Source organism: bacterium, from assembly GCA_035505375.1.
Classification (GTDB): Bacteria; Hydrothermota; Tepidihabitantia; order Tepidihabitantales; family Tepidihabitantaceae; genus UBA2258.
Window position 1 is genome coordinate 1 of record DATJQV010000041.1, and the last position, 24,175, is coordinate 24,175.

A 24,175-nucleotide genomic window follows, 5' to 3' on the forward strand; every position below is an offset into this window, starting at 1 on the left:
GTACCTGTTCTGAAGAAGGCGATCGCGGACTACATCGCCACCAGCAACCAGAACCCGCACATATTCGTCTGGATCGCCACCGTCGAAAGCATCATGCGCAAGATAGCCAAATGCAAAGAAGCGTGTGACGCACTACACTAGATTGCTCGGAGAATTGCTTCCTGAGTTGCTCCATCTGCTGTTATCCCGAAAAGCCGTGGGTGAGTCTCCAGACCCGGCACGGAAACAGCCAACAGGGGGGTCAATCCGGGAGTGACTTCGGCATTCAGAGCCGCATACAACGCGGTTCTCAATGTGGCCGTCAATCAAGGACTTAGGGCGGCTGTCAGTAGCGCGACGAGTTCGGGGCTGAGCGCGGCGGCCAACGGCGCAGAGAATGGCGAATTCAGCGCCACTCTGAGTGGGGACGTCAACGCCAGCCTCGGCCCGGCAGTCAGTCGCGCGATGAGCCTCGCAGCGAGTTCCAACCTGACCTGCGCGTTCAGTCGTGAGGCGACCGCGACAGCAAGTCACGCCGTCAGTGTCTATGCCACTGCCGAGTTCATAACGGCATCGAACCGCGGAGTCCTGATGCGAGCGCTTTGACTCAACCCGGAATTGGACACGATCCCAATGCCCCAGAAGGCGTCTTGACGCGATGCAAGATCGAAAATGGGGACAGTCCCAAGGAGCGCGCGGACGCGCGGTACAGTCCCCATTTTCGCAGAGAGCCGCGTGCCGTTCGGGAAAAGCGGCAACTCTGCTGCCGTACTCCAAAGGCCTGACTGTCATCTATATGTAGTGGTGTAGACGATCTCAGGCCACAATTCTGCCGCCCAGTGGGCGGCCCAGGGACCGCTCCCCCGGTTGCATCTGCCGATACAGCACGAGGTACAACTAACCTTACAACTACAGGTACTTCAAGACGAACAACTTGCCGAACAACAACACGAACAACTTCTTGTACTTCTTGTGGAACAACTTCTCGAACTTCTCGCTATTCAACTCCGCGAGCAACTTCTTGCACAAGTCGAGACACAGGTTGCTACACGGCTGAAGACACATGTGCCTATGCAAGCGACTACGCAACTGAGGATACTTCTGCCGGTACTTCCCGGCGTACTTCTCCGGATACTTCTTGAGACACGAGAAGGAACGCAATGAGGAGTCTGCTGCAGTTGGCCTTCTCCGGCGCGTCAGTCCGGGCCGAATAGGGACAGTCCCTGGGAGTCGCTTGACGGGGACTGTCCCCATTCAAGCTCAGGGACAGTCCCCGTTTGGCGGCATGCCCCCGTCTAGAAGAGCCCCTGTACCCGTTTGCCGGTCGGGTACTCAACCGTGAACTCGTAGTTGATGATGAACTTGCCGTCGGTGTCGATTGTCGGCTTCCAGCTGTAGGTTCCCTTGTCTTTGTCTTCTTCGAGGAACTTCGGCTCAACCTTGGTGACCGTCACCTTGATCTCGCCCTGTTGCGACACCGGCACCTGTTCGACGACCTTGATGGCGACCGGCTTAGACGTATGGTTCTCGACCGTGGTCCGATAGGCGTAGCTCTGCTTCTCAGTCTTGGAGAACAACCCGCCGGTTGACTTGAAGCTTCTGACCAGCTCGCGCTTCACCTTGACCCGCTCGTCGATGCCGAAGCTGACAAGCGTGGACTCCTGGGAAGCGACGTTCGGCAGCGAGGTCGAGCCGGTGTATTCGTCGCCGACGTAGGTGTTGCCGCTGCCGGCAAGGAACACGAAGTCGCTCGTGTTGGCCATCTTGCCGGTGAGGAAGGCCTGCTGGGTCGCGCGCGGCAGGGAGTAGTACTCAAACTCGGCGGGCAGAGACAATTGCTTGAGCCCCAGTTTCTTGGCCTGCTCGCCCGACTTCAGGCTCACCCGGCCGGGAATGACATACTGCAGCGAGATGCCGGTCTCAACCGGCTGTGCTACCTCCTGCTCTTCTGCCATCACGCCTCCGGCTTTGGCCACGTCCATGGCCGCCCCCGGCGCGGGCATGATAGCACGGCTCTTGAAGACGGCATGTTCCGGTTCCTGCAAAGACAGATACCAGGGGTAGGGCTCAGGCGCAGTAACGCCGAGCACCGGTGTGGTCGTCGAGAGGACGACGCGCACATCGTTCCAGTCCTCGCCGGTCCGCTGCCCCAGCTTCGCGAAGTAGGACAGGCCCACCTTGCTTTCGCCGGGATTCGCGCGCAGCTCGTAGTACGGGCTCCAGTCAGCCGCGTTGGCAATCACGTAGGAAAGCCGCAGGTCGTAGGTGCCGGCATCGGCCGAGAAGTTGAAGCTGACTTCCTTCCGATTCTCTATCGCGGCCTTCGCGTCGTTGTACTCCTGCCGCGCCGCGTCGACCTTCTTCTGCATCTCCCCCTTCTCGCGGCCGAGCTTCACCTGACGGGCCTTCACCTTCAGCAGCTCGTCGCCGACAAACTGCAGCGCCCCGCGCCAGGACTCGGGCGCGATCTTGCCCTGCTGCAGGTCCTTGGAGATGATCTCGGGTGCGCCGAGCTTGACGGAGTTGAGGAATCCTTCCTTTGCCTTGAGGACCGAATCCTCGTCGTTCAGCCCCTTCAACTGGTCCTCCAGGCTCTCCGCGCGCACCTGCAGGCGACTCACCTCGGGTGTAGGCTCGGCCATGTACCCGCGCCGTACCTGCACCTCGCCGACACGGATTCCCGGCGCGTTGATGCGCACGCTGTTGTCGTCGAGCGCCCCCGGCAGCCTGGGAAAGACCAACTCGTCCGGCCCGGATAAGGTGACGCTCGCGTTCCGCACGACCAGAACCTGATGAGGGTAGACGACGACCGAATCCACCCGCGAGTTCACCGTCATGGCCTGCACTAGCAGCAGAATTATCGACACATGACCTCCTTAAGTTCTCAGCATCACCCAACTGAAGGACAAAGTGATAAGGACAAAGGACTAATCAACGACAAATGGGAAAGGACAAAATCAGGACTCAATGCCTTCCACTTTGTCCTTGATACTTGTTTTGTCCTTTGTACTTCGTCCTTTGTACTTGCATGCATGAATCATCTACCATCACGCCGCACGCCACATTCCGACCCGATGGTGGCGCCGCCCAGAGTTGTATCGCCCTGCCAGAACACGACCGCCTGGCCGGGCGTGGGCGCCCACTGCGGCTCATCGAAGGTCACTCGAACACGACCGTTGCCGGCCGGCTCGACCAGGGCCTCGCCGCCCTTGCCCTGGTAGCGCACCCTCGCCTCTGCGCGGAATGGCTCGGTCGGAGCAAAGCCGGACACCCAGCGGGCGTCCCCGGCCTCGACCACGCGCTCCCGGACTTCGGCTTCGGTCCCGAGCACGACTGCATTCTTCTCCGGGTCGAGCCGGACGACGTACCGCCGCTCACCGAAGGCCAAGCCCAGGCCCTTCCGCTGCCCCTTGGTGAAGCCGGCGATTCCCTCATGCTGCCCGAGCACATTACCCGACACGTCCAGCACCGGCCCGGAGCGGAACAGCCCGGGCCTGCGCTGCCTCAGAAAGGCCTCGTAGTCGTTGTCCGGGACAAAGCAGATGTCCTGGCTTTCGGGCTTCTCAGCCACGGGCAGGTCGAGCTTGCGCGCGATGTCCCTGACCTGCGCCTTGGTATGGTCGCCGACCGGCATCAGCACGCGGCCCAGTTGTGCCTGATTCATGGCGTAGAGGAAATAGGACTGATCCTTGTTGACGTCCACACCTCTCAGTAGTTGCCAGGCAAATGGGGACCGTCCCTTCCCGGGGCCCTGCGCGACTTCCAGGGACTGTCCCCCATTTGCCCCAGGCTCCCCGGAAAGCGGGGACAGTCCCGCGGAGCGCGAGGACGCGCGGTACAGTCCCCGTTTTCCGGTCATGTCCCGCGCCGCTATGCGGGCGTAGTGCCCGGTAGCGATGAACTCAGCGCCGAGTTGTGGAGCGCGATCTAATAGCTGCGTGAACTTCAATTCTTCGTTGCACCTGAGACAGGGATTCGGAGTTCTTCCGCGGCCATATTCGGCGCAGAAGTCCTCTATGACCGACGACTCGAAATCCGCCCGGAAGTCCCACGTGTAATGCGGAAACCCGAGCTTCGCAGCCACGCGGGCTGCATCCCGCGACCCCGAAAACCCACAGCATCCTCGCCCACCATCGTTCAGAACGCCGAGCGCCGAACGCCGAGCGCCGAGGTTCGGAGTTTGGAGTTTGGAGTTTGGAGTTTCGTCGTAGAGCCGCATCGTGACGCCAACCACGTCATAGCCTTGCTGTTTGAGCAGGGCTGCTGCGACCGAGGAGTCGACGCCGCCGCTCATCGCCACGAGGACGCGCGTCGGCCCGGACTGATGCGACGCACCAACGGTTGTCGAGGAGTGGTTGCTCAAGGCAGGCCGGGGTCAGGGCGCGTACCCGGCCTAGTCGGAGCGGAGCTCGCCCCGGATCTTGATCCAGAGATCCCGGCGGACCTCCATCGGCATCTCTCGGGATGTTGGTAACGTGCCGGTACGAACGACTTGTACTAGTACCGGCATAAGCCAATCGCAGTTTGGACATGACAGAAGGTGTAGAAGAAGCTCCAGGGGAAACCCTTCGTTCGGTTCGCCGCTGACGTACTCGGCAATCAGTGCGTGGACTTCGGTGCACTCTCGGCATTCCGTGCCTTGCTCTCGCAAAGGAGACAACGCGAATTCCTCGCCGACCGCCACCGGCATCTCGCGGTCGGGTCTGACCCGGAAGCGCACTTGAGGCTCAAGGCTTCGCGGCACGAGAGGCTCAAGCCTAAGGAGCAATCGCTTGCAGTTCGTGCATGATTTGACGTGCAGCCGCAACTCATCGCTGGTTGGTTCGGTGTCCATCCTTCCGAGTACGTACTCGGCAATCAGTTCGTGGCCTTTGGTGCACTCGCGGCGCTCGTTAGTTGTCTTCTTGCGTTTCCTCATGCGCGCTCCTTTACAGACGGTTCTTCAGCTACCTTCTCAACACCAGCCGGGCGAGCTGCCGTTGCGACTTCATCGTGGTAGCCTGCCAGCTTCTCTCTCAGCACCAGCCTGCCGCGGTGCAGGCGCGACTTCACCGCCGCCACCGACAGGTGCAGGACGTTGCTCACTTCCTCGTTGCTCAACCCTTCGAGGTCACGAAGGACCACGACCGAGCGGTAGTCTTCGGGTAATTCCTCGACCGACTTCTGAATCGCGTCACGGAGTTCGCGCTGCTTCATCAATTTCTCCGGGCCGTACTTCAGGTCCGGTATCTCGAACGGCAGGTCTCCGGCCTCATTGACCGGCTGGTCAATGGACACCGTATCTATCTTCTCCCGCTTGCGCAGCTTGCTCAGACTGACGTTGGTCGCAATCCGGTACAGCCAGGTGAAAAAGGACGACTTGAACTGGAACCTGCCGATGAACCGGTACGCGCGCAGGAAGGCGTCCTGCAGCGCCTCGCTCGCGTCCTGCTCGTTACCCATCAGGCGGTAGGTGATGTTGTAGACCTTCCGCTCGTAGCGGCGCACCAGCTCATCGAACTCTTCGGTGTTTCCGGCCTGAATCCGCCGCACCAGTACGTCGTCGGGTACGGGCAGAGCCTCATGCGCTTCCTGGGGAAGAGTGTTGCCTGGCATTCAGTTTAGGATAGTTACGGGCCGGAAGATGTCAACCCGGCCCGCCTGCGCGGAAAACCACGGAGGGAGCTTACCACAAAGCCACAAAGAGGAAAGAATGAGATGGGACGCGCCGGAACAGGAGAACTGATGACTAATCACTCGGGCCTTCTTCCTTCGCTCCGCCTTGGTGTCTTTGTGGTTCAACTCCGGGCTGCCCCGCCACATCGGCTACGGCAGCTGCGGCACGACCCTCTGGCCGCGCATCCGGCCCGGCGAGTTGTCAAAGACCTGTACCACATGGTAGATGACGCCGATGGACCGGCGCGGCGACTGACCGTGGAAGTAGTCGTGAATAAGGTTGATGTACTCGACGACCTGCTTCTCGTAGGCAGACAGGCCCGGGTCGTCGGGGTCGAGCATCTGGGCGACGCAGCGCAGTTCGTACGACTTCGGCAGGTCGAGGTACACGACCGACACGCCCGGGTCAGTCATCTGATTAAGGAAAGTGTGGGTCTCGAAGTTCGGCTGAGCATAGAGCTCCAGCGACGCCTGCTTGGTGCGGTCGAAGACGTCCGTCGCCTTTGTATAGAGGCTCTCGAGCAGGACCAGCTTCTTGTCCATTGAGTCGTTCCAGGTCTGCTTCAGGAGCGAGATCATCTCCGGCAGCTTCTCCGGCTTGGGCAGCCAGCCCGTGCCTTTGACTGCGTTGTTGATGTCGAAGTCCGAGTCCTTCCGCTTCATCCCGTGGCTTGCAACCATGGCATTGTGCGGCCCGGAGATCTCCGGCTGCATCATTGCGCCCATCGAGCCCTCGGGCGCGGCCATCATCTTCTTGATCGTAACGAGCTGCTCCTGCCGCTTCCCGAAGTTCCACTTGCAGAAGTCATCAGGCAGGCTTTCCACCTTCAGGTCCATCCATTGACCGTCAATCTTGCCGCGGATAATGCCGTCCTTCAGCTTGGACGCATCCACGACATCCTGGTGGAACCAGCCGGACCAGGTGCCGCGCTTGCCGGTCGGGTCGGTCGTGTCCGGCGTGAACTTCACATCGTGCCAGAAGGACATCGTACCGTGCTCAAGGTTCGTCATCTCCGGCAAACCCGCGGCCGGCGTGGTCCCGCCCTTAGCGAACGCCATCACCGCGACCGCAGCCAGCATCACTCCCGTCAAAGCTCTCATCCGATTCTCCTCTGTTCTGATACTCACCTTCAGAATTCTGCTCCACCAGTTCCACGGTTGACCTTGCTGCCGACAGCTCTCCAGTGGTCTGGTTCACTGCCGACACCGTGGACGCCACCAGTCTACGCACCAGCCGCGACGGGTCAAACTCACGCGGAAGGTAGCGGTTTGGAAGCGGCCGCGGCAGCCTTCGCCTTAGCCTTCCTCTTCGCCTGCTGGCTGCGCTGCGACAGGTACAGGATGCAGCCGGTGACTGCCAGGAACGCTAGACCCGTTGCTACGAGAAGGCCAAAGGAACGGAAGACAATAACCCATGAGTGGAGACGGACAACCAGCGACGGGAACATCCCAAGCACCTGCATAAACCCGGTGACTGCCTGGATGAACAGGAATGGCACCAGTATGAACCCGATGAGCAGGTGCAGCTTCCGCAGTTGAATCATGTGGGGTCCTCCCTTGGAACCGGGGCCGTGTAATGGTTAAAGAACGCGACTTGTTCGAGCGGCAGCCGCTCAGGACGCGTGTGTTCCTGCTCAACCTGCTTCGGCGAGAGCACCGGGCTGATGGCGTCCGCGTGCTTTCCCACGTTCACGAGCGTCACGACCTCGAACTGCGGCGGTATCCCAAGCGCATCACGCACGGCATCTGGATTGTAGCCCGCGATCGGGTGCGCCACCAAGCCGAGTTCAGTCGCCCGCAGTATAAGGAAGGCGGTCTGCATCCCGGTGTCGAACAGGTAGTAGAGACGGTCCTTGATGACGCAGTCCGCGTCCTTTTCGGCCAGAACCGCAACCACCATCGAGTCAGCATGGCACCAGACGTTGCCCCGGCTGAAGACCGGCTTCATCTTCTCGAGCATCTGCGGATCGCAGACGAAGACGAACCGCGCCGGCTGGTTGTTATTGCAGGTTGGCGCAAGCTGTGCGCACCGTGCGAGGTCACGTATCAGTTCCTCGGCTATCTCGACTGGCGCGAGTGACCGATACGCACGCCGGGTGTTGATTGCGTCAATCACATTCATGCCGCCTCCTTCTGATGCCAGAACCCGAATTCAACCACCAGGACACAAGGACACCGAGAAGAAAGCGGAAGGGATGAAATCCGAACTCCGACTTTTGGCGATTCAGCCCTTCCTGTTTTCATCCCTTCCTCTTTGTGTCTTACACCTTCATCGTCTTGGCCTTCACGCCCCTTATCTTGTTCAGTTCGGTCTTGAGGGCCGCGACTTCCTTGTCGGTGCCGCAGAGGTTGAGAAGCACAAGCCCGGCGTCCGCGCAGACGTCGCCCGCCTCGTGCAGCCCGACCCGCAGGTTGACGATGCAGCCGTGCTTGGTCAGCACCTCCTGCACCTTGACCGCCTCCGCTGTTCGCTTGCTGATAGTCACGGCCATTATTGTTCTGCAGTTCATCTGCTGCTTCCTTTCTTCTCCGTCATTCGTCATTCGACATTCGTACTTCGTCATTACCTCTGCCGCAGCTTCTTGCGGCAGAGGTAGATGTCTGCCTCCAACATTCTACTGCTATCGCCGCCGGTGTAGTAGTGGTGCGTGAAGTACAGGTTGCCCGAGTCATCCAGGGTCGGCTCGCCGGCAAACCGGGCCGCAATCAGCTCGGCCCTACCCCAGTTCCCGCTGCTGTCCAGCTTGCAGCGGTACACACACGGCCCCATTATCGTATCATTCCAGCCGGTGAAGAAAAGCTCATTCATGTCCGAGGAAAGAAAGGGCTGGCTCTCATCCTTCGGGCCGTTCACGTTTGGGCCGAGGTTCTCGGGCGCGCCCCAGCCGGATGCGGTTCGCTCCGACTTGAAGAGGTCGAGCCCGCCGTACTGGCCTGCCTTGCCGAAGTACATCGTCTGATGGTCCGAACTCAGATGTAATTCCCCGAACTTGAGCGTCTCGTTCACCTGCCGGCCGGCGTTTCGCCAGTTCTCCCACACGCCGTTGCGGCGGGTTGCAACGTACCAGTCCAGCTCACCGTAGTTGCCGGTGCGCGCCGACGCGAACCACATGGTGTCGCCGAAGACATCTTCACACCCGTCCATCGCGACGTCGTCATTCAGGATAACTCGCTCCGGCTCGGTCCAGTTCCCGCCTTCCAGCCGGCACGACCAGATACCGGTCACGCTGTCGAGTAGCTGCTTCTCGACTGGTACCCGAACGTCGGGAGTAAAGAAGAAGTAGAACTCCTTACCGTCGGGCGTAATGAATGGCGAGTCCTCGGCGCCTGCAGTGTTCACCGGGCCCGGCATCGGCACCGGCGACTCCCATTCGGCCGAAACCGTGTAAGGCGGATACGGGTCGTTCGCGGGCGTGCCCTTCACGGCGTCGGAGGGGATCTTCACGTAGCGGTCAGCGAGGAATGGGTAAGGTTTCTTGCAGCCGGCAAGGCACGCGATAACCACCGTCAGTCCGACCAAGCACACGGATATCGTGCGGAATCTCGCTTGACTCTGGTTCACTCGCGTTGATTATCCCGCGTCCGGACAGAACGGTCAAGCGTGGCCGACAGTTCTTGACAATCGGGAAATGCGAGCTGACACTTATTACTCCGGGCATGAATTACCTGTCACTTCACCCTCACCCTTACCCTCTCCCGTTCAAGGGAGAGGGAACTTTCCGCTCCCTCTCCTCGTTGAGGAGAGGGTTGGGGGTGAGGAGGCTGAAATGTCATGTATTAGGCGCTCTCATTGAAAGCTGTGAGCCGTAAGCCGTTAGCTGTAAGCCGCAGGCCATGAAGTACAGCATCGATACCGGCATCAAGCACGGCCATCTTGAGATTGTAGATGTGCCGGCGATTGTCGCAACGTGCAGGAAGAAATGGTTCAACCAGACCCTGGTGCGGGTGAACGACAGCGTAGTCAGGCTGGGCATCGTCCAAGGCCGGTTCCACTGGCACAAGCACGACCGCGAAGACGAGTTCTTCTTCGTGCTCGAAGGCCGGCTCCTGATCGACCTCAAGGCCCGAACAATCGAGCTCGGCCCCGGCCAGGGCGTAGTAATCCCAATGAAGGTCCCGCATCGGCCGCGGGCTCCTAAGAAAACCGTCATGCTGATGGTGGAAACGCGAGATATAGAACCGGAGGGCAACCGGGCGAAGCCTCGGCGCAGACCGGCGCGCCTCTAGCGTCAGCTGACGGACCGGCTACCTACGAGAAGGCCGCGCCCCTCGGCGCGGCCCGTTCTCAATCTCCGCCGCTCACCCCTCGCACAGTCGGGCCGTACCATCCGGCGTAGCAAACCCTCCCGCGTATCCTGAGATGTTACACCGGCGCAATCAGATTACTTGACGATGATAGTCCCCATCATGTCACCGTGCCCTTCACCACAGAAGACATCGCAGTGGAAGGGATACGAGCCCGGCTTGGCCGGGCTCACAAGCACCCGGGTGATGACGCCCGGGTTCACATCAACGCGAATCCCCAGCCCCGGACAGCTGAACCCATGCTGGCGGTCGAGCGACGTAAGCTCGATGATGGCCGGCGTACCGGACCGGAGCGTTATCTGATTCGGCTCGAAGGCGAACTTCTTCGCGGTGATGTTCACCACCGGAGTCATCTGGTCCGCCGCGTACTGGGTCATGACGTAGCCCGACGGCGCGCTCTGCACTTTGACTGCCCTGAACCCGAGACCGCGATATGGCTGCATCGAATCCCACGGCATCGGGGCCTTCTTCGGCTGCGAGCCCGGCGCCGGCAGCGGGTACATCAAACCCGGGGCGGCGTATTGCGTTATGTTGCCGTCCACGTGGACGTTCTCTTGATGGATGTGGCCGTAGAAAACCGCCACGTTCTTGTAGGGGGCCAGCAAGTCGGTCGCTTTGGAAGCATCGCGTGTCAACCAGTCCCAGTCCGGGTACAGGTCGAAGAGCGGTCGGTGGGTAAAGACCACCAGACGAGCCGTGGCCGTGTCCTGCTTCTTCAGGTCATCTGCCAGCCAGCGCAACTGGGCATCGCCGAGCTGACCCAGCGGGTCTGAACAGTTGTCCAGGACGATGAAGTGAATGCCCTTGTGGTCGAACGTGTAGTGTGTCGGGCCGAAGATCTCCTTATACGCTGCCCCGGTGTCCAGCGCTGCGTCGTGCTCGCCCGGGAGGAATCGAATGTCCTTCACCTTCAGGGCCTTCAATTGCTCCCGCAGCTCAGTCATCCGTCGCCTGCGTTCGGCCGGGTCATTCGTAGTGTGGGTAAGGTCGCCGGTGCAAACGATGAAGTCCGGCTGGGGATTCAGGCTGTTCACGAGGGCGATGGTCTTCGCCAGCGTGCCGCGCGCATCGGGGTTCACGGTCGGACCGCTGAAACCCCAATGGATGTCCGAGAGTTGCACGAACGTGAAGTCGCCGGCAGGCTCAACCGCATACACGGCCGTAGCGAATAGTGCGCATAGAGCTCCCGCGAAAAGAACCGGGCTTGCCGCGAACATACGCATCTTGTTGTCCATCGCCCCTCCTCCAGTCAATCCGTTCAACGTCCGGCTTCGGTTGTCCCCTGGCAAGCCGAAATGTAGCTCCGAACCGGGTCGCTGAATCCCGATTGAGCGTGCGACAACCGGGTAAGCATGAGGTCACCGATTGTCTCCGGGGCGAGGTCGTCACTGGCAGTGACGACGCCCGCGGCCATCACGACTAGTTCCGGGCTCACGACCGACCCGTGTCCTGTGTTGTTCATGGACTTCTCCTTCAACTTCATTGACACCAGGACTGCAAGTTTCATGCCCGGCTGGCTGTTGTTGAGAAGCACGAGGCGGCGAGCGCGATCTCAGCCGCGGCCCAGCCGTTCTACTGGAAGACTACTGTATCTCTACGGAGAATCGGGCGGCCGTGCTAGGTCGTGAGCTTGACTCCGAGCTTGCGCAGCCCGCGCCGCCCCACCGGCGTGATATGGAACTCGCGGCCCGACCTTTCCAGCCAGCCCTGCTCGACCAGCGCCGCGGCGATAAGCGAGCCCAGTTGAGAACCGATGTGCGCATAGAACATCCCGGCGTGACGCTCAACGCAGGCGTTGACCGGCTTGCGCCCGCTCACGTCGAGTTCCTCGACGGGAACTCCGAGCGCGCCCAGTTCCCTTCGCCCCTTTGGGGTCACTCGCAGCGCGCCGCTGTCGGCACTCAGCCACGCCTTGCGCACCAAGGCGTCGTACAGGCTCTCGCCAAGTGCGCCGCCGATATGGTCATAACAGACTGCGGCCAGTTTTCGCGGTCCCACTTTGCTCATGATGCCAGCCCCTTCGCGATTTCGATTGCTCTGCTTGCGACTCCGGTCGGGTCCGGGCCTACGAGGAAGAAAAGCGGCTCCTTGCCCCAGCCGCGTGACTCATAAAAGACCGGCGGCACCTTGCCGCAGGTCTTGACCAGATGGTTGACCTTCCATGGGATCGAACCCTTGTCCTTGCCGATCAGCTCCCTGGGTTCGACCGTCCGATCGATACTGCCGAATGCTACCCCGTTGGCAGCGCAGTACCCCTGCACGTAACTCGATATCATCTCGTTCCAGCGGAAATTGAGCCCGGCCCGAATGGTCGGGTCGTGACGGCCGGTCGCGACCACCAGCCGTGCCATGTGGTCGGACACTCCGGCGCGAATCGGCCCCGCCGCCTTCGGCATGCCGGCGACGACGGTAATCCGTCCGTCGACCCCGAGGACGCTGCTTGCGTCGGTCGCGCCCTCCGGCGCGTACACGATGTTCACCCGCACCTCCGGCACCAGCGCGCTGAACTCCCGACAGCCCTCCAGCATCGCCACGGCCTCGGCGAGCTTCCCTTCCTCATTTGTCATTTGGCTCTTGTCCTTGGGACTTGCGCCTTGATGGCGCTGAAGTACGCCGGCCAGAATGGGTCCACCACCGGGTGAACGAGCTTCTTCTCTTTGCCGTCCTCAACCAGAATCATGCCCCGGCGGGTAACTTCACCCACTGCCGCGCATGGAATCTGTCTCCGCCGCAGCGCGGTCAACACGGCTTCGGCCTTGTTCGGCCGACACATCACGATGAGCGTACCCTCACTGATAGACTTGTAAGGGTCGATGCCGTAGAGGTCGCAGATCTCCTTCACGCATGGCATCACCGGAATCGCCTCTTTGACAACCCGCACGCCGAATCTGCCGGCCTGGGCCATCTCGTACAGCCCGCCCCAGAGCCCGCACTCGGTCGCGTCGTGCATCGCGGTCACGCCCTTCGCACGCACGCCCACGCTCTTCGCGACAAGCGCGTCCTCGACCACCGACATCTTCCAGAAGAGCTTCTCCGCCTTCTGCGCAAATGCGGTCCCGAACTTCTCCTTGAGTCGCTCCGGGAACATCGCCGCGAAGATCCCTGATGCCTCGATGGCCGGACCCTTGGTGACGATGATGGCGTCGCCGGGTCGGACGAAGCTGGGTGCGACGTAATCCCCGAGCCCGCCCTCGGCCACGACGGTCGCGCCGCCGACCATCGGGTACCCGCAGTTCCCGTACCGCGCGGTGTGGCCGGTAACAATCGTCACCCCATATCGCCTGCACTCGCTGTGAATCGTCTTCCAGACGACTTCTAGCTGGCTCTCGGTGATGTCCATCGGCAGGTTGAAGTCGATCGCCAGATACCGCGGCGCGAGCCCGCTGGTGACGACGTCCGACAGAAGAATGTGGATGGCGAACCAGGCGGCGCGCTCCCAGCCGTATTCCGGGACGATGAAGACCGGGTCGGTCGTAAGCGCCAGCGCGCGGTTCCCGACGCGGATGATGCCGGTGTCCACGCCGTGCATCGGGCCGACGAGCACATTCCGGCTCTTCGCGCCCAGCCGCGGGTAAATCAGCTCTTCAAAGACCTGCTGGGAGATCTTGCCGATCTCCGGCAGTTTCTCTTTCACCTGCTAATTCTACGCCTGAAACGGCCACCGTCAAACCATGACAGCCGACCCAGACAATTCAGAAGTCAGAATTCAGAGACAAGAATCCAGAATTCCAGCCAGGAACCAAGTCCAATCCGCTCTCCCACATCTGTGTTCATCCGTGTTAATCCGTGGTTCTCGATTCCGCTCCGTGTCCGCAATTCTGCACTCTGGTCTCTGGACTCTGAATTCTGGATTATCCGGCCCCGACGCTTTGCGTCCTTGGCGGTTCTCACTTCTGCTTCGTGTCTTTGTGTCTTTGTGGTAAGATGACCGACTCGGTTCCTCGGTATCAGTGTTCATCCGTGTTAATCCGTGGTTCTCACTTCCGCTCCGATTCCGCAATTCTGCATTCTGGTCTCTGGATTCTGAATTCTGGATTATCCGGCCCCGACGCTTGGCGTCCTTGGCGGTTCTCACTTCTACTTCGTGTCTTTGTGTCTTTGTGGTAAGATGACCGACTCGGTTCCTCGGTATCTGTGTTCATCCGTGTTAATCCGTGGTTCTCACTTCCGCTCCGAGTCCGCAATTCTGCACTCTGGTCTCTGGACTCTGAATTCTGGACTATCCGGCCCCGACGCTTTGCCTCCTTGGCGGTCATCTTCTCTTCGTGTCTTTGTGTCTTTGTGTTAGAATACTCCGTGCTCCGTGCCTTCGTCCGCCTGAATCGCCGCATCTGCGCCGCAATCGAACGTCGCCTGCCCCAGCGCCGGCTCGACATCTCCCTCCTCTACGAGCGCACGGTCGGCGAGAAGATGAAGGCCCTGCCCGCCGGGTCAATCATCGTGGACGCCGGCGGCGGCCGACTCTGCCCATACGCGGAGTACAAGCCGGCCGGGCTTCGCATCATCGCGGTTGACGTGACCGACGAGGACCTGCGCCGCAACATCGAAGCCGACGAATGGCGCGTGGCCGACATCGCCTCACATCTCCCCTTCGCGGACGGAGAAGTGGCTATCGTCACCTCCAAACACGTACTCGAACACCTGCCCGATACGGCTCACTTCATGGACGAGGCCCTTCGCGTGCTCAAACCCGGCGGCTGGTTCATAAATCTCTTTCCGGGCCGCAACGCCCCATTCGCCGTCGCCAGCCGCCTCCTGCCCGACCGGCTCAAACAGCGGCTCGTCCACGGCCTCCATCCGGAAACGGCAGGCACTCAACGCTTCCACACCTGGTACGACCACTGCTACTCCTCGGCCTTCCGCCGGCTACTCGAAGAACACGGCTTTGAGGTCGAGCAAGAAGTCGTCAGCTACTACCAATCCCACTACTTCGGCTTCTTCGTCCCGCTCTACCTCGCAAGTGTCCTTTGGGAACTCGTGCTCATGACCCTCCGCGCCCGCGACTCCGCCGCCACCCTCCTCTTCATCTCCCGCCGCCGCTGAGACTGGTCAGCGGCTGCGACCACACCCGCTACCGCCGTGTCCGCAGTAGGATACCGATGGGCGCTACGCGCCGACCTGCTGCAGCACCTCCGCAGTGAGACGACCCAGAACCGGCGATGCAGTTCGTCCGACTGTGCCGCGTCGCGGTTGTAGCAGAACGTCTGGACGTTGGCCCGGCGTTGTTGAGGAACTTCAGCCGCTGGCATCTGCCCTCAAGCGGCTCAATCCTCACGCCCCGGCCGACCAACTGCAGGATGATGCGAAGCAGTGCCGCAGGCACCACTTCCGGGCGTCCGTACCGACCCCGATGTTGATGAAGTTGGCGACATTCGGCCGATTCGAGTCCCAGCCCTCATAGAAGCTGCGCGAGACCGGGGAACCAAAAGCGGAGGCCCGCACTGGACAATGGCAACTGGTAACCGGACACTCGCGGCCCTTGGCCGCGCCTAACTCCCTAACTGCTCTCTGCTGACTGCGGCTGCCGCTGGCAGCTCGCGCTGTCGTCTACGATCTGGAATGACGTTGCGCCAAGAATCTCTTGTTGCGTCCCCTGAATTATCCGTCGAGGATGTGCCCGGACTTTCGGCCCTTCGTGTCGAGATAGAACTCGCTGTGCTCGGTGCGTCGGACAATGAGAGGGACACGCTCGGCAATCTTAACGCCATACTTAGCCAGACCCTCCATCTTGCGCGGATTGTTCGTCAGTAGCCGAATCGACCTCACGCCAAGCACATTCAGCATTAGGGAGGCAGTCTCATACTCTCGTTCGTCGTCCCGAAATCCCAGGGCCTCATTCGCCAGCACGGTGTCCATCCCTTTGTCCTGAAGAGCATAGGCGCGTATCTTGTTTGCAAACCCTATCCCCCTTCCCTCCTGACGCAAGTAGAGCACGACTCCACGCTCGGACTGCCCGACCTGTTTGAGAGAGCTTTCCAGTTGATCCCTGCAGTCGCAACGCAGCGAGCCAGCGACGTCACCCGTCAGGCACTCGGAGTGAAGTCGGACCAACACGTCTTCCGACCCGCTCACCTCTCCGTGCACGAATGCAGCATGCGCCGATTCCCCGTGGCTGTCCACGAAAGCGATGACTTGGAACCGACCGTAGCGAGAGGGTAGGTCGGCAACGGCCGCGATTCTCATGTCAGATCTCGTCAGGACTCGGCTAGCATAGACACAACGGACGCGTAGTCATCGCGTAATCTAGACATCAAAGGCATTGACGGACCATCAATGGCTCTCCGCCAGTCGTCCATGCACGAGCATCGTGTGAGGTCGAACAAACCAAGGTCCCTAGTCCGGTTGAATAGCGCTAAGTCGGCCATCACACGCGGAGAACATTTCTCGCAGTTGTGAGCGTACTCGATGTTGAGCGAGTCGAGTGTGAAACCCTCCACGACGACCTTGTTGCGGTGCACTTCCTCAACGCGCTTCAGTACTTCCACAATGCTCCAGAGCCAAGGCGGCCGGAAACGCCCCTTGAGGTGCAGTAGCTTCGTCACAGTGTGCTCACACACGACCGTGCCCTGTAGTACCATGGCGTCTATCCCCAGCTTGGAGCACGTCCGGATCGAATTCACTGCGTCTGCCACTCCTTCGGCCTCGGTTAGGAAGGGGAGCTTCAACATCAACTGCGCTCCCGCCATGATCCTGAAGTCATGCAACATCTGGACCTTCGCGGAGAATTCCGCAAAGGTGTAGCCCTTGTTCGCACAGAATCCGCGAACGCCATCATTCGCAGTCTCAAGGCCCTGGAAAACCACAAGCTCCTGCTTTGGCAGGCATGCGCGCAACTCGGACAGCCCTTCTTCAGTAATGAACTCGGGTCTTGATTCGAGGATAATGTACTTGGCAGCGTCGAGGGCACGAATGCGGTCATAAACGTACAACCTGACCTCCCGAGGCACTTCTGCCAAGTCCCATAGTGAGCAGGGGTAGAAGGCGACTACTTCGTACCTTCCGATCTGACCACCACTGAACGCCGCGTCGACCTGCTCCTTCAGCATAGCGGTTGAGACGCCACCCCGATGCTTCTTCGCAGAGCAGAATCCACAGAAGAAACAGCCGCTCTTGTGATACCAACTGCAGCCACTGGTCCACGGTATGAAACTGAAGCACTCTCGGAATCGTCCTTCCAAGTAGGTTGGTACAACGAGCGTCGTCGGGAATGGTCTCTCGCTCCTGAACGGCGCCCTCGAATGGAGCACTGAATTCGCCTGGACTACGTCATGCAGCATATTGCGTAGTTCTCGGTCACTTCGTCCGCACTCAGGTTGTCCCAGAGCCATAATTCACGCCCGCCCGTGACCCGTGTCGTGAGGTCCTTGCTTCTTGCCACGTACTAACTTGGTGATTCCTTTTCGCAGATACCCCTTGTACAGTTCTTCTAACACAAGCGCCAACACTGCGCCTATTAGGACTTTGTCCAACTCCGGCAGCACCGAGAACCACTTCACGAGTGCAGCCCAATAACGGACAGCATACAACGCAACCACAGCAATGACCATGACGGCGGCCAAGATGATGGACAAGCGTGTAGTGCGCATGGCACGCTGGTATTTGGCCTCCAGCCGCGCCTTGTCCTTCGAGACTTGCTGCAGTTGCTTGAACGTCCCGCTGTACTCGTTGTCCCATCCGGCGGAGGAAAGCAGCACGCCCTGCTCCAGTTCCTTCAGCACAACATCTTCGAAGTACCTCAGACCAACAAGCCAGTACGGTGCTTCCCACACGCGTACGTCCTCAGGCCCAAGGGGAAGATGGTAGAGCCCGTCATAGCAGCGGCTATCTAGCTCCGCTAGCAGTTGAGCGAAGGGTGCGTCAATAATGTTGACCATGCCATTCATCACTGCTAGCGCGTACGCTATGAACACCCTGGGACTCCCACTGCTACGGATAGGCACTATGAACGGGCCGTAACCGTCTATGTGCCCAACGAATGTCTCCTGGGTCGGCATCCACGTTCCGTCTCTGCCGCAGTGTCTCAGCTTCTCGAACCCATCACTGATGATTCCGGCCCTGACGTGGAATCCAGCGGCCACGGCGGAAACGAGCGCCGTCAGTGCCATGGCAGTACAGGACACGTCATCAGACGGGTCGCCAACGTTGCGACCAAACCCATTCGTGCCCGTCCGACAAGTACAGAGCCAGTCTAAGCTGGCTTGGAGTAGAGATCGGTCCACAACTGATGGTGCGTGGGTGCTCCGCAGGCAGTCTAGCAGAGCCATGAGCGCATAGAATGAGGTCCTTACTCTGCTCACCATGTCTCCCGGCATGACGCCCCACCCACCGTCAGGATTCCTGACCTGCTGGAGTCTTGTCAATGGTGCCTCGGCATCACTCACGTTGCCGGCAAGCACGAGTGCGTGCGCGGCAAGGGCCGTGTTGCCGATGCTGATGCGAGGCTTGGGAAAGAGGTTCCCATCCGTCCAGCAATCCTCATATCGCTCATGCGTCAGAATGTACTGAACGGCGCCGGCCGAGTCGGCGATCGGGGCTCGTGCCAAGGTAAGTGATAGCAGCACATCTGCTGTAGTCCAGATGCAGCTCTCATTGTCTTGCGGCAGATTAGTGGGCCATCCTCCCGATTTGAGCTGCAGATCTCGACACCTGCGAGCGATCCTCTCCCGAGCCGCAAAGGGGTACTTGACCGTGGCCGGCACGGACACGTTCGGCATCTCTCTATTGAGCCAAGCCGAGAGCTTGGCTTCTAGACTGGAATCTCGTCAGCCGGATCGTACGGCGGCCAGACCAGGCATATGACCTCTAACGTCTGACTCGCAGTATTGACATACTCGTGTGGCTGCCCCGTCTCCCACACAATGCAGCTGTCCTTTGACCTCTTCACGCCATTGACCAAGGCCTCACCGCCTACGACGACCTCGATCTCTCTCATTCTCTTGTGATAGTGCTTGGGGATCTTCTGACCTGGCATCACGCGCAGGAGCGAGCAGCTAAACTCTTTAGTCTGTCCAAGGTTGACTACCTCTCCCCATTCAGTCTTGATCGGTTCCATCTTGACTCCTTTCTGACGGGCCTTGTTAGATACAAACCATATGCAGACGGCAAGCGCCGCGTTCCTGCGGTCAGTCGCCAGTGTACGCCACGGCGCACGCACACGTCAATCATACCCCTACTCTCATGTTCGGCAAGAAAGGGACACTCCCCATGTTTCGAGCCTCCATCGGCGCTTTGACGAATCCCAGGTTCATCGGCGTTGGGGAGCCTCCGTAACTCCGCGCGTCCTTGCCATTGGGCACGGTCTCTCAACTGCTGCTCGCGTTCTGCCGACGTGGGCGAGTGGGATGTTCGGCGACCCTGCTAGTTGGTTCGGCCTCCCACAATTCAAACACGTTGCCGTCGGGGTCCCGGCAAACGTAATAGCGGGTGCCTGACTCAAGCACTGACTCCGAATCGATGCGGGCTCCGGCTCTTGTGGCCCTCATCACATACTGCTCCACCTCAGGAACACGGAACGTCAGATTCATGACCATTCCCGAGTGAAATAGCTCGCGCTGCATCCGTGGACTCCAGTTCGTCTCCTCCTCAAGCAGCAAAACGTCGCCGATCACTACGTGCCTGTCTGATAACCGCCTGGCTGGTAGCTCTAGCAGATGTTCGTAGAAGCGCGCAGTGCTGGATAGATCTTGTACACGCAGCCTAGCCCCGATGCTTATGTCGCCTGACTGCAGGACGGTCCTTGGAGCCGCTTCGTCCGGAACCGCAGAATGCATGGACCCAGTCGCGGGGACCCGAAAGAACCGCCTGACGTAGATAGTCTGGTCGTCCTCCGTCCTCAGCTTCCAGACGGCCGATGCCAACGAACCCGACTTGTTGGGCGTGCTTTCCCTCTTGAGCACGAGGGCCCTACCGCCGTCCGGCATGCTAATGCTGGAATCGGGCTCGGTGCGAGCAAGCGTACGCAAGAATGCAGTGATGGCGGCAGTCCCGACGTCTTTACTGCATGGCGTTGGGCGTGGCGCGTCAGGTCCTCCCGCTGTCATCCGTGCCAGTTTGACTATGTAGTCCGAATCTTGGACATGAGTTGCCAGATCGCTGATCCACTCCACTCCATGTATGGCTCCTAGTAGGGCGCCAGTCATTGAAGCGATTGTGTCCGTGTCCGTGCCGCTTGCGAAGGCCGCTTGGGTCAGGCCGTGAATAGGGTGGGCCGCCGCACGTGAAGCGAGGAACACGGCTGCCGCAGCCGATACTGTGCCCGCGCCGTTTATCCTGCGGTCGAAGCAGCCGATCTCGCGCAGGTATCCTTCCTCGATAGGCAGTGGGCCCTTGCGCATCGCCTCGGAGCCAAGGCGGATCATGTGAAATAGCTCGTCGACCGCCATGTGCCACATGCGCGTGTATTCGCCCCTTGTCGTGACGTGCGCGGCTCGAAGCCACTCGGCGATGTGGTCGGTGTGCTCCGGTTCTTGCGCCCAGGCCGAGCTGCTATCCATTAGATCCTGGAGAAGCGCGCCGTAAGCGAGCGTGCCACGAGTTCTGATGGCCTGACGGACTGCATACCCGTATGCTAGCGCTCCAACTAGAGCTCGCGGATGGCCGTGCGTGCACACGCCGTTGGCCACTATCTCCGACGCAGTATTCAAGTAACTCTCGTCCGAGGCCCGGCGGAGTACATGCGGCATGATCCGCATCGCCACTCCATTTCCGCCCGCATTGAAGTAGTCACTCTTGGACTGCTCGGTCTTGGCCAGCCAAGGGGGTCTCCCAGACGTCCACCCGGCAACAGCTCGCTTGAGGCTCGCGCCCCCGCCGCGTTCGTAGATACTCCACATCGGGAGTTCGCGACGCGTGAAGCATACTAACCAGTCTGCGCCCCGAAGCAGGCTTCTGGCCGTACAGATCAGTAGCTGCGTATCATCGCTGTATTCACCTGGTTCGACGGTCTCCTCAAAACGCATGAATCGAGTACCGACTCGTCTACGCCAACGATAGAACTCCAGTCCGGCATGTGCGCGGTCTGCGGACAGAGTGCGATCTGGACGTTCACACGGCCAACCCAGTGCGTCTCCGACGGCTGCCCCCAGAAAGGCGCCCACCGCCTTGTCCGGCGCTTCTGACCCGGCGTTGTGATGCTTTCCGGAGCCGATCATTTTCTGCCGAGTTTCCATGGGTGCTCTGGAGGAAGCGTACCGCTCTTGATGCATTTGTCCAGTTCGTGCTTGTCGAACAAGGTAGGGGCGACGACAAACTTGAACGACTGTCTCTTAACCTTGGCGATCCGTAATCTCGACACCTCATTCCGCGCTTGGGTCTCATCGACGACAGCAACTCCGATGATAGCTCCGTGAGGTACGGCATCCATGATCATTACTTCGGCCTGTTGGTCCGTCGGGCAGGACTGAAGTTGCTTGGCGGATCGGCGGAATGTCTTGCCGTATGCTCCGCGCGTGCATTCTGCGAACATCGACTTGAACGCCTCGCAGCCGCCCTGAACACCCGCTCCGAGGCCGGCTGCAGCATTCCTCTGACAGAACAGTGTCTCCTTTTCCCAAAGCAGTTCTGGCGTAATAAGCAGCACGACCCAGTCTTTGAAGAGCGGCTCATCGGCCTTGGCCTTGTCAAGGTACCATGCGTTTGGGTATTGTATCGAGCAGCAGACGTAGTTCTCGTGCCGGTCTAGCCTCTTCAAATCGGTTGGGTTGAACAACGCCCTCTCTTCCTCTCTAAGCCTCTTCGTGGACAGTACGCCGACATCGTCATTCGCGATGTGCGCCAGATTGCGTGACGGTGTGAAGTGGCATAGCCTCGTGATGCCTCGACGCCGCGCCTCGGCTCTAATCAAATCACAGCTGTCCAGCTTCTTGCTCCAAGTATAGGCTGCGGTCCATAGGCAGCAATGCAGTGGCTGAGCCGGTGTACGTTATTACCAGGTTTGTTCGTGCCCTGGTCACACCGACGTATATCAGTCTCCCGTCCTGTATCTGCGCGTCTTCCACCCCAAGGGCCTCAGTGCTGGCAGGATCGGGCAGCCTGGTCGAACTGCAGAATGGCATTATGACCATGTCGAACTCCAGCCCCTTCGCAGAGTGGTACGTTCCGTGCTGGACACTAGGTCCATCTACCCATCGCGGCATCCCGCGGTGTAACTTGATGGACGTGTTTGGCAGCTTAGCCGCGATGCGTCTCTCGTCCTTGCGGTCGCGGACCAGTACTGCGACGCTCTGCCTCGTGGATGCAGTTCGAGCGAGTTGCGCCACGAAACTTATCTCCTCATCGGCAGACTCGCAGCGCACAAGTGCCGGCGGCGGCCCTTCGGCTCGCGGGGCCACGGGCTCGACTATGTCTGGCAGCCCGGCATAGTACGGCATGCGGCATATTGCCAGACCCAGCCTGGCTATTTCCCTTGTATTGCGATAGTTCTGAGTGAAGTACCAAGGCGTCCTAATGTTCAACTCTGCCGAGCGCCAGGTCATTCGGTGCCCGTAGATCTGCTGAGCAACGTCCCCGAAGAAGGTGACCGATCCGTCGTTTGGCACGGCACGCACAAGGGAGCGTATCATCTCGGGTGAGAAGTCCTGTCCTTCGTCGATCACGATGTGGCGGTAGAGTCGCGGTCCAGTATCTGCAACCAGCTCCCCGTACACGGCCGTAGCAAGGTCATCCCAGTCAAAGTCCCACGCGCTCTTCTTGCGCAACCTACGATACTCTTCGAAGACTTGATACATGAGTGCTCGTTGGTCTTTGACGACTCGAGACTCTGCTCTTCCAACACGCTCGGCCTTGCGATACTCACGGTCGGACTTGAGTCCGTGTTGCTCAATCCACTTGATCTCGTCGAGGAAGAACTCCGGCTTTCTTTCGAGCGGGGGAACGCGGCCTTGCGCGTGCTGGACCACGGACATGGCGTTAGTAATCAGCCGTAGGCGGGCCTCGTCATCTGGACAGATTGCTCTGGGTCTCAGCTTGCCGCGCGAGGAGAGATAGCCCCGGGCGAACTGGTGGTAGTTCTCCACCGTTACCCCTGGGACTGAATCCCCGTGCAGGTACTTCAGGTATGCCACAAGAGCCTTGTTGAAGGTGACGAGCAGGGTACTTCCGCCGTGAGCCGTCTGGGCATCAGCAAGGTGAACTGCGCGGAGTATTGCCAGCGTCGTCTTGCCACTTCCTGCCGTCCCTAGCACAGCAACGTGACCAGTCGCCGGAAGATAGAGCACCTCCAGCTGCTTACCGACAGGAGTTGGTAGGGGCATGGATATCAGACCTGAAAGCAGGCGCTGAAGTCTCTGCAGTCTCGGCCCTGTATTCCGGACGAACGAAACAGGGCAAACAGCCGGTCGGTCTTGACGTAGTAGAGCATGTGGGTCTTCCAGAAGAGCACAACGTCCCGGTCATCGGTGTAGACCTTCTCGTAGATGTTCTTGTGGGCCGGGGTGTGCTGGAAGTAGATTGAGCCGCTCGGGCTGAAGTAGCGGTGGAAGAAGTCGTAGAGCTTGTCGAACAGTTCCTGCCTGAAGCCCGGAAACGGCTTGAGCGCGGCTTCGATGTCCTTCTGGAGCCTGGGGAAGACGCCGTCAGTGTAGTAGCGCGACTTGATCCGCATCAGGTTGATGAATCCCGACTGGCCCTCAACCTTCGCGCCGACGAACAGCTCCCTCAGGGCGTCATAGAAACGCTCCTGGCTCTTGTCTGCCTTGGCCGCCGCGTTCACTGCCATAGCAAGCCTCCAACGCTATGCGCCAACATGAGTCAGAATGTTAATGTCGCGCTATCCATAGTCAAGCATGTGCGCGGCCGGACGAGGGCAGGAACTGCGTACTGGCAGCTACTTCGGTACGTCGATGTCGAAGACGGCTCGCGCCGCAGGCGCGAGTTGCTGGACACAACCAGACGATACCCTCCAGTTGGCGTCAGGGCGCGCTGGCGTCGGTTCGCATGTTGCAGGATTCTGCGCAGAGCTGGGTCGCCGCTGCCTTGTTGCTGAGAGCTCTGCCGTCACGCGGGTCGGTCAGCGTACCATGCTCGCGCGTGAGATTGCACTTTGCCTCCGAACGCGCGGCTCGTTTGGTCGTAGCAGCCAGCCTGCTCGCCCGGCCTTTCCATCCTGCGCGCCACAGCGTGAAGTTGCAGCGTTTCTGGCCCGCTGGCTTGAGCGTTCCACAGCCATAACAGATTGATTTTAAAGACTATAGCCCACTCGATGCGCTGCTCAACCTTCCACTCCTGGAGTCACTCCCCG

Annotated in this window: 25 protein-coding genes; 3 read left to right on the top strand and 22 right to left on the bottom strand. The window is 60.0% G+C overall.

All coding sequences use genetic code 11. The features are described 5' to 3' along the window. Positions 1-252 precede the first annotated feature (252 nt). Positions 253-585: a hypothetical protein gene (locus tag VMH22_06620; protein ID HTW91367.1), complete on the top strand. Its 333-nt coding sequence runs from the start codon at positions 253-255 to the stop codon at positions 583-585. Positions 586-1,274: 689 nt separating this feature from the next. On the opposite strand, the gene VMH22_06625 is transcribed toward VMH22_06620, so the two are convergent. The 9 genes from VMH22_06625 to VMH22_06665 all read right to left on the bottom strand — a co-directional run bounded on the left by VMH22_06625 (position 1,275) and on the right by VMH22_06665 (position 9,196). After that, on the bottom strand, positions 1,275-2,846 hold the full coding sequence (locus VMH22_06625) for a mucoidy inhibitor MuiA family protein (GenBank protein ID HTW91368.1): 1,572 nt from the start codon (positions 2,844-2,846) through the stop codon (positions 1,275-1,277). A gap of 170 nt (positions 2,847-3,016) precedes the next feature. Beyond that, the gene (mnmA, locus tag VMH22_06630) at positions 3,017-4,342 is read right to left on the bottom strand and encodes a tRNA 2-thiouridine(34) synthase MnmA (protein ID HTW91369.1); all 1,326 of its coding nucleotides are present in this window, start codon (positions 4,340-4,342) and stop codon (positions 3,017-3,019) included. 30 nt (positions 4,343-4,372) lie between these two features. Next, positions 4,373-4,897, bottom strand: a complete 525-nt coding sequence (locus VMH22_06635; GenBank protein HTW91370.1) for a zf-HC2 domain-containing protein — start codon at positions 4,895-4,897, stop codon at positions 4,373-4,375. Continuing rightward, positions 4,894-5,574 carry a sigma-70 family RNA polymerase sigma factor gene (locus VMH22_06640; GenBank protein ID HTW91371.1) on the bottom strand — a complete coding sequence of 227 codons (681 nt, stop codon included), beginning with the start codon at positions 5,572-5,574 and terminating at the stop codon, positions 4,894-4,896. The genes VMH22_06635 and VMH22_06640 overlap by 4 nt, the downstream gene beginning before the upstream one ends. 210 nt (positions 5,575-5,784) lie before the next feature. After that, complete coding sequence (locus VMH22_06645; GenBank protein HTW91372.1) at positions 5,785-6,735, bottom strand: hypothetical protein; 951 nt, start codon at positions 6,733-6,735, stop codon at positions 5,785-5,787. 149 nt (positions 6,736-6,884) lie between these two features. Then, positions 6,885-7,178: a hypothetical protein gene (locus VMH22_06650; protein HTW91373.1), complete on the bottom strand. Its 294-nt coding sequence runs from the start codon at positions 7,176-7,178 to the stop codon at positions 6,885-6,887. After that, positions 7,175-7,756: a nitroreductase family protein gene (locus VMH22_06655; GenBank protein HTW91374.1), complete on the bottom strand. Its 582-nt coding sequence runs from the start codon at positions 7,754-7,756 to the stop codon at positions 7,175-7,177. The genes VMH22_06650 and VMH22_06655 overlap by 4 nt, the downstream gene beginning before the upstream one ends. 139 nt (positions 7,757-7,895) lie before the next feature. Next, positions 7,896-8,144, bottom strand: a complete 249-nt coding sequence (locus VMH22_06660) for a hypothetical protein (protein ID HTW91375.1) — start codon at positions 8,142-8,144, stop codon at positions 7,896-7,898. A gap of 53 nt (positions 8,145-8,197) precedes the next feature. Further along, positions 8,198-9,196, bottom strand: coding sequence for a hypothetical protein (locus VMH22_06665; protein ID HTW91376.1), 999 nt, complete (start codon positions 9,194-9,196; stop codon positions 8,198-8,200). Between the two features lie 272 nt (positions 9,197-9,468). On the opposite strand from VMH22_06665, the gene VMH22_06670 reads away from it, so the two are divergent. Further along, positions 9,469-9,861: a cupin domain-containing protein gene (locus VMH22_06670; protein ID HTW91377.1), complete on the top strand. Its 393-nt coding sequence runs from the start codon at positions 9,469-9,471 to the stop codon at positions 9,859-9,861. 155 nt (positions 9,862-10,016) lie between these two features. Here the strand turns inward: VMH22_06670 and VMH22_06675 are convergent, their stop codons facing one another. From VMH22_06675 to VMH22_06695, 5 genes are all read right to left on the bottom strand, one after another. After that, positions 10,017-11,162: a cupredoxin domain-containing protein gene (locus tag VMH22_06675; GenBank protein ID HTW91378.1), complete on the bottom strand. Its 1,146-nt coding sequence runs from the start codon at positions 11,160-11,162 to the stop codon at positions 10,017-10,019. 35 nt (positions 11,163-11,197) lie between these two features. Then, positions 11,198-11,401: a hypothetical protein gene (locus VMH22_06680; protein ID HTW91379.1), complete on the bottom strand. Its 204-nt coding sequence runs from the start codon at positions 11,399-11,401 to the stop codon at positions 11,198-11,200. Positions 11,402-11,556: 155 nt separating this feature from the next. Beyond that, entirely contained in the window at positions 11,557-11,946 is a 390-nt protein-coding gene (locus VMH22_06685) for a hypothetical protein (protein ID HTW91380.1), read from the bottom strand. Beyond that, entirely contained in the window at positions 11,943-12,506 is a 564-nt protein-coding gene (locus VMH22_06690; GenBank protein HTW91381.1) for a thiamine-phosphate synthase family protein, read from the bottom strand. Before VMH22_06690 ends, VMH22_06685 begins: the two co-directional genes overlap by 4 nt. Beyond that, positions 12,503-13,573, bottom strand: a complete 1,071-nt coding sequence (locus tag VMH22_06695; GenBank protein ID HTW91382.1) for an AIR synthase family protein — start codon at positions 13,571-13,573, stop codon at positions 12,503-12,505. The genes VMH22_06690 and VMH22_06695 overlap by 4 nt, the downstream gene beginning before the upstream one ends. A gap of 647 nt (positions 13,574-14,220) precedes the next feature. Between VMH22_06695 and VMH22_06700 the strand changes: the two genes are divergently transcribed. Beyond that, the gene (locus tag VMH22_06700; protein HTW91383.1) at positions 14,221-14,982 is read left to right on the top strand and encodes a class I SAM-dependent methyltransferase; all 762 of its coding nucleotides are present in this window, start codon (positions 14,221-14,223) and stop codon (positions 14,980-14,982) included. 555 nt (positions 14,983-15,537) lie between these two features. On the opposite strand, the gene ribA is transcribed toward VMH22_06700, so the two are convergent. The 8 genes from ribA to VMH22_06740 all read right to left on the bottom strand — a co-directional run bounded on the left by ribA (position 15,538) and on the right by VMH22_06740 (position 23,653). Next, the gene (ribA, locus tag VMH22_06705) at positions 15,538-16,122 is read right to left on the bottom strand and encodes a GTP cyclohydrolase II (protein HTW91384.1); all 585 of its coding nucleotides are present in this window, start codon (positions 16,120-16,122) and stop codon (positions 15,538-15,540) included. An 11-nt stretch (positions 16,123-16,133) separates the two neighbouring features. Beyond that, positions 16,134-16,985, bottom strand: coding sequence for a hypothetical protein (locus tag VMH22_06710; GenBank protein HTW91385.1), 852 nt, complete (start codon positions 16,983-16,985; stop codon positions 16,134-16,136). A 285-nt stretch (positions 16,986-17,270) separates the two neighbouring features. After that, a complete protein-coding gene (locus tag VMH22_06715) occupies positions 17,271-18,482 on the bottom strand; it encodes a hypothetical protein (protein ID HTW91386.1) in 1,212 nt (403 codons plus the stop codon). A gap of 203 nt (positions 18,483-18,685) precedes the next feature. Next, the gene (locus tag VMH22_06720) at positions 18,686-18,991 is read right to left on the bottom strand and encodes a cupin domain-containing protein (GenBank protein ID HTW91387.1); all 306 of its coding nucleotides are present in this window, start codon (positions 18,989-18,991) and stop codon (positions 18,686-18,688) included. Between the two features lie 250 nt (positions 18,992-19,241). Beyond that, positions 19,242-21,143, bottom strand: a complete 1,902-nt coding sequence (locus VMH22_06725; GenBank protein ID HTW91388.1) for an ADP-ribosylglycohydrolase family protein — start codon at positions 21,141-21,143, stop codon at positions 19,242-19,244. Continuing rightward, complete coding sequence (locus VMH22_06730; protein ID HTW91389.1) at positions 21,086-21,781, bottom strand: DarT ssDNA thymidine ADP-ribosyltransferase family protein; 696 nt, start codon at positions 21,779-21,781, stop codon at positions 21,086-21,088. The genes VMH22_06725 and VMH22_06730 overlap by 58 nt, the downstream gene beginning before the upstream one ends. Position 21,782: 1 nt before the next feature. After that, on the bottom strand, positions 21,783-23,153 hold the full coding sequence (locus VMH22_06735) for a 3'-5' exonuclease (protein ID HTW91390.1): 1,371 nt from the start codon (positions 23,151-23,153) through the stop codon (positions 21,783-21,785). A 41-nt stretch (positions 23,154-23,194) separates the two neighbouring features. Further along, the gene (locus VMH22_06740; protein ID HTW91391.1) at positions 23,195-23,653 is read right to left on the bottom strand and encodes a hypothetical protein; all 459 of its coding nucleotides are present in this window, start codon (positions 23,651-23,653) and stop codon (positions 23,195-23,197) included. Between the last annotated feature and the right edge of the window lie 522 nt (positions 23,654-24,175).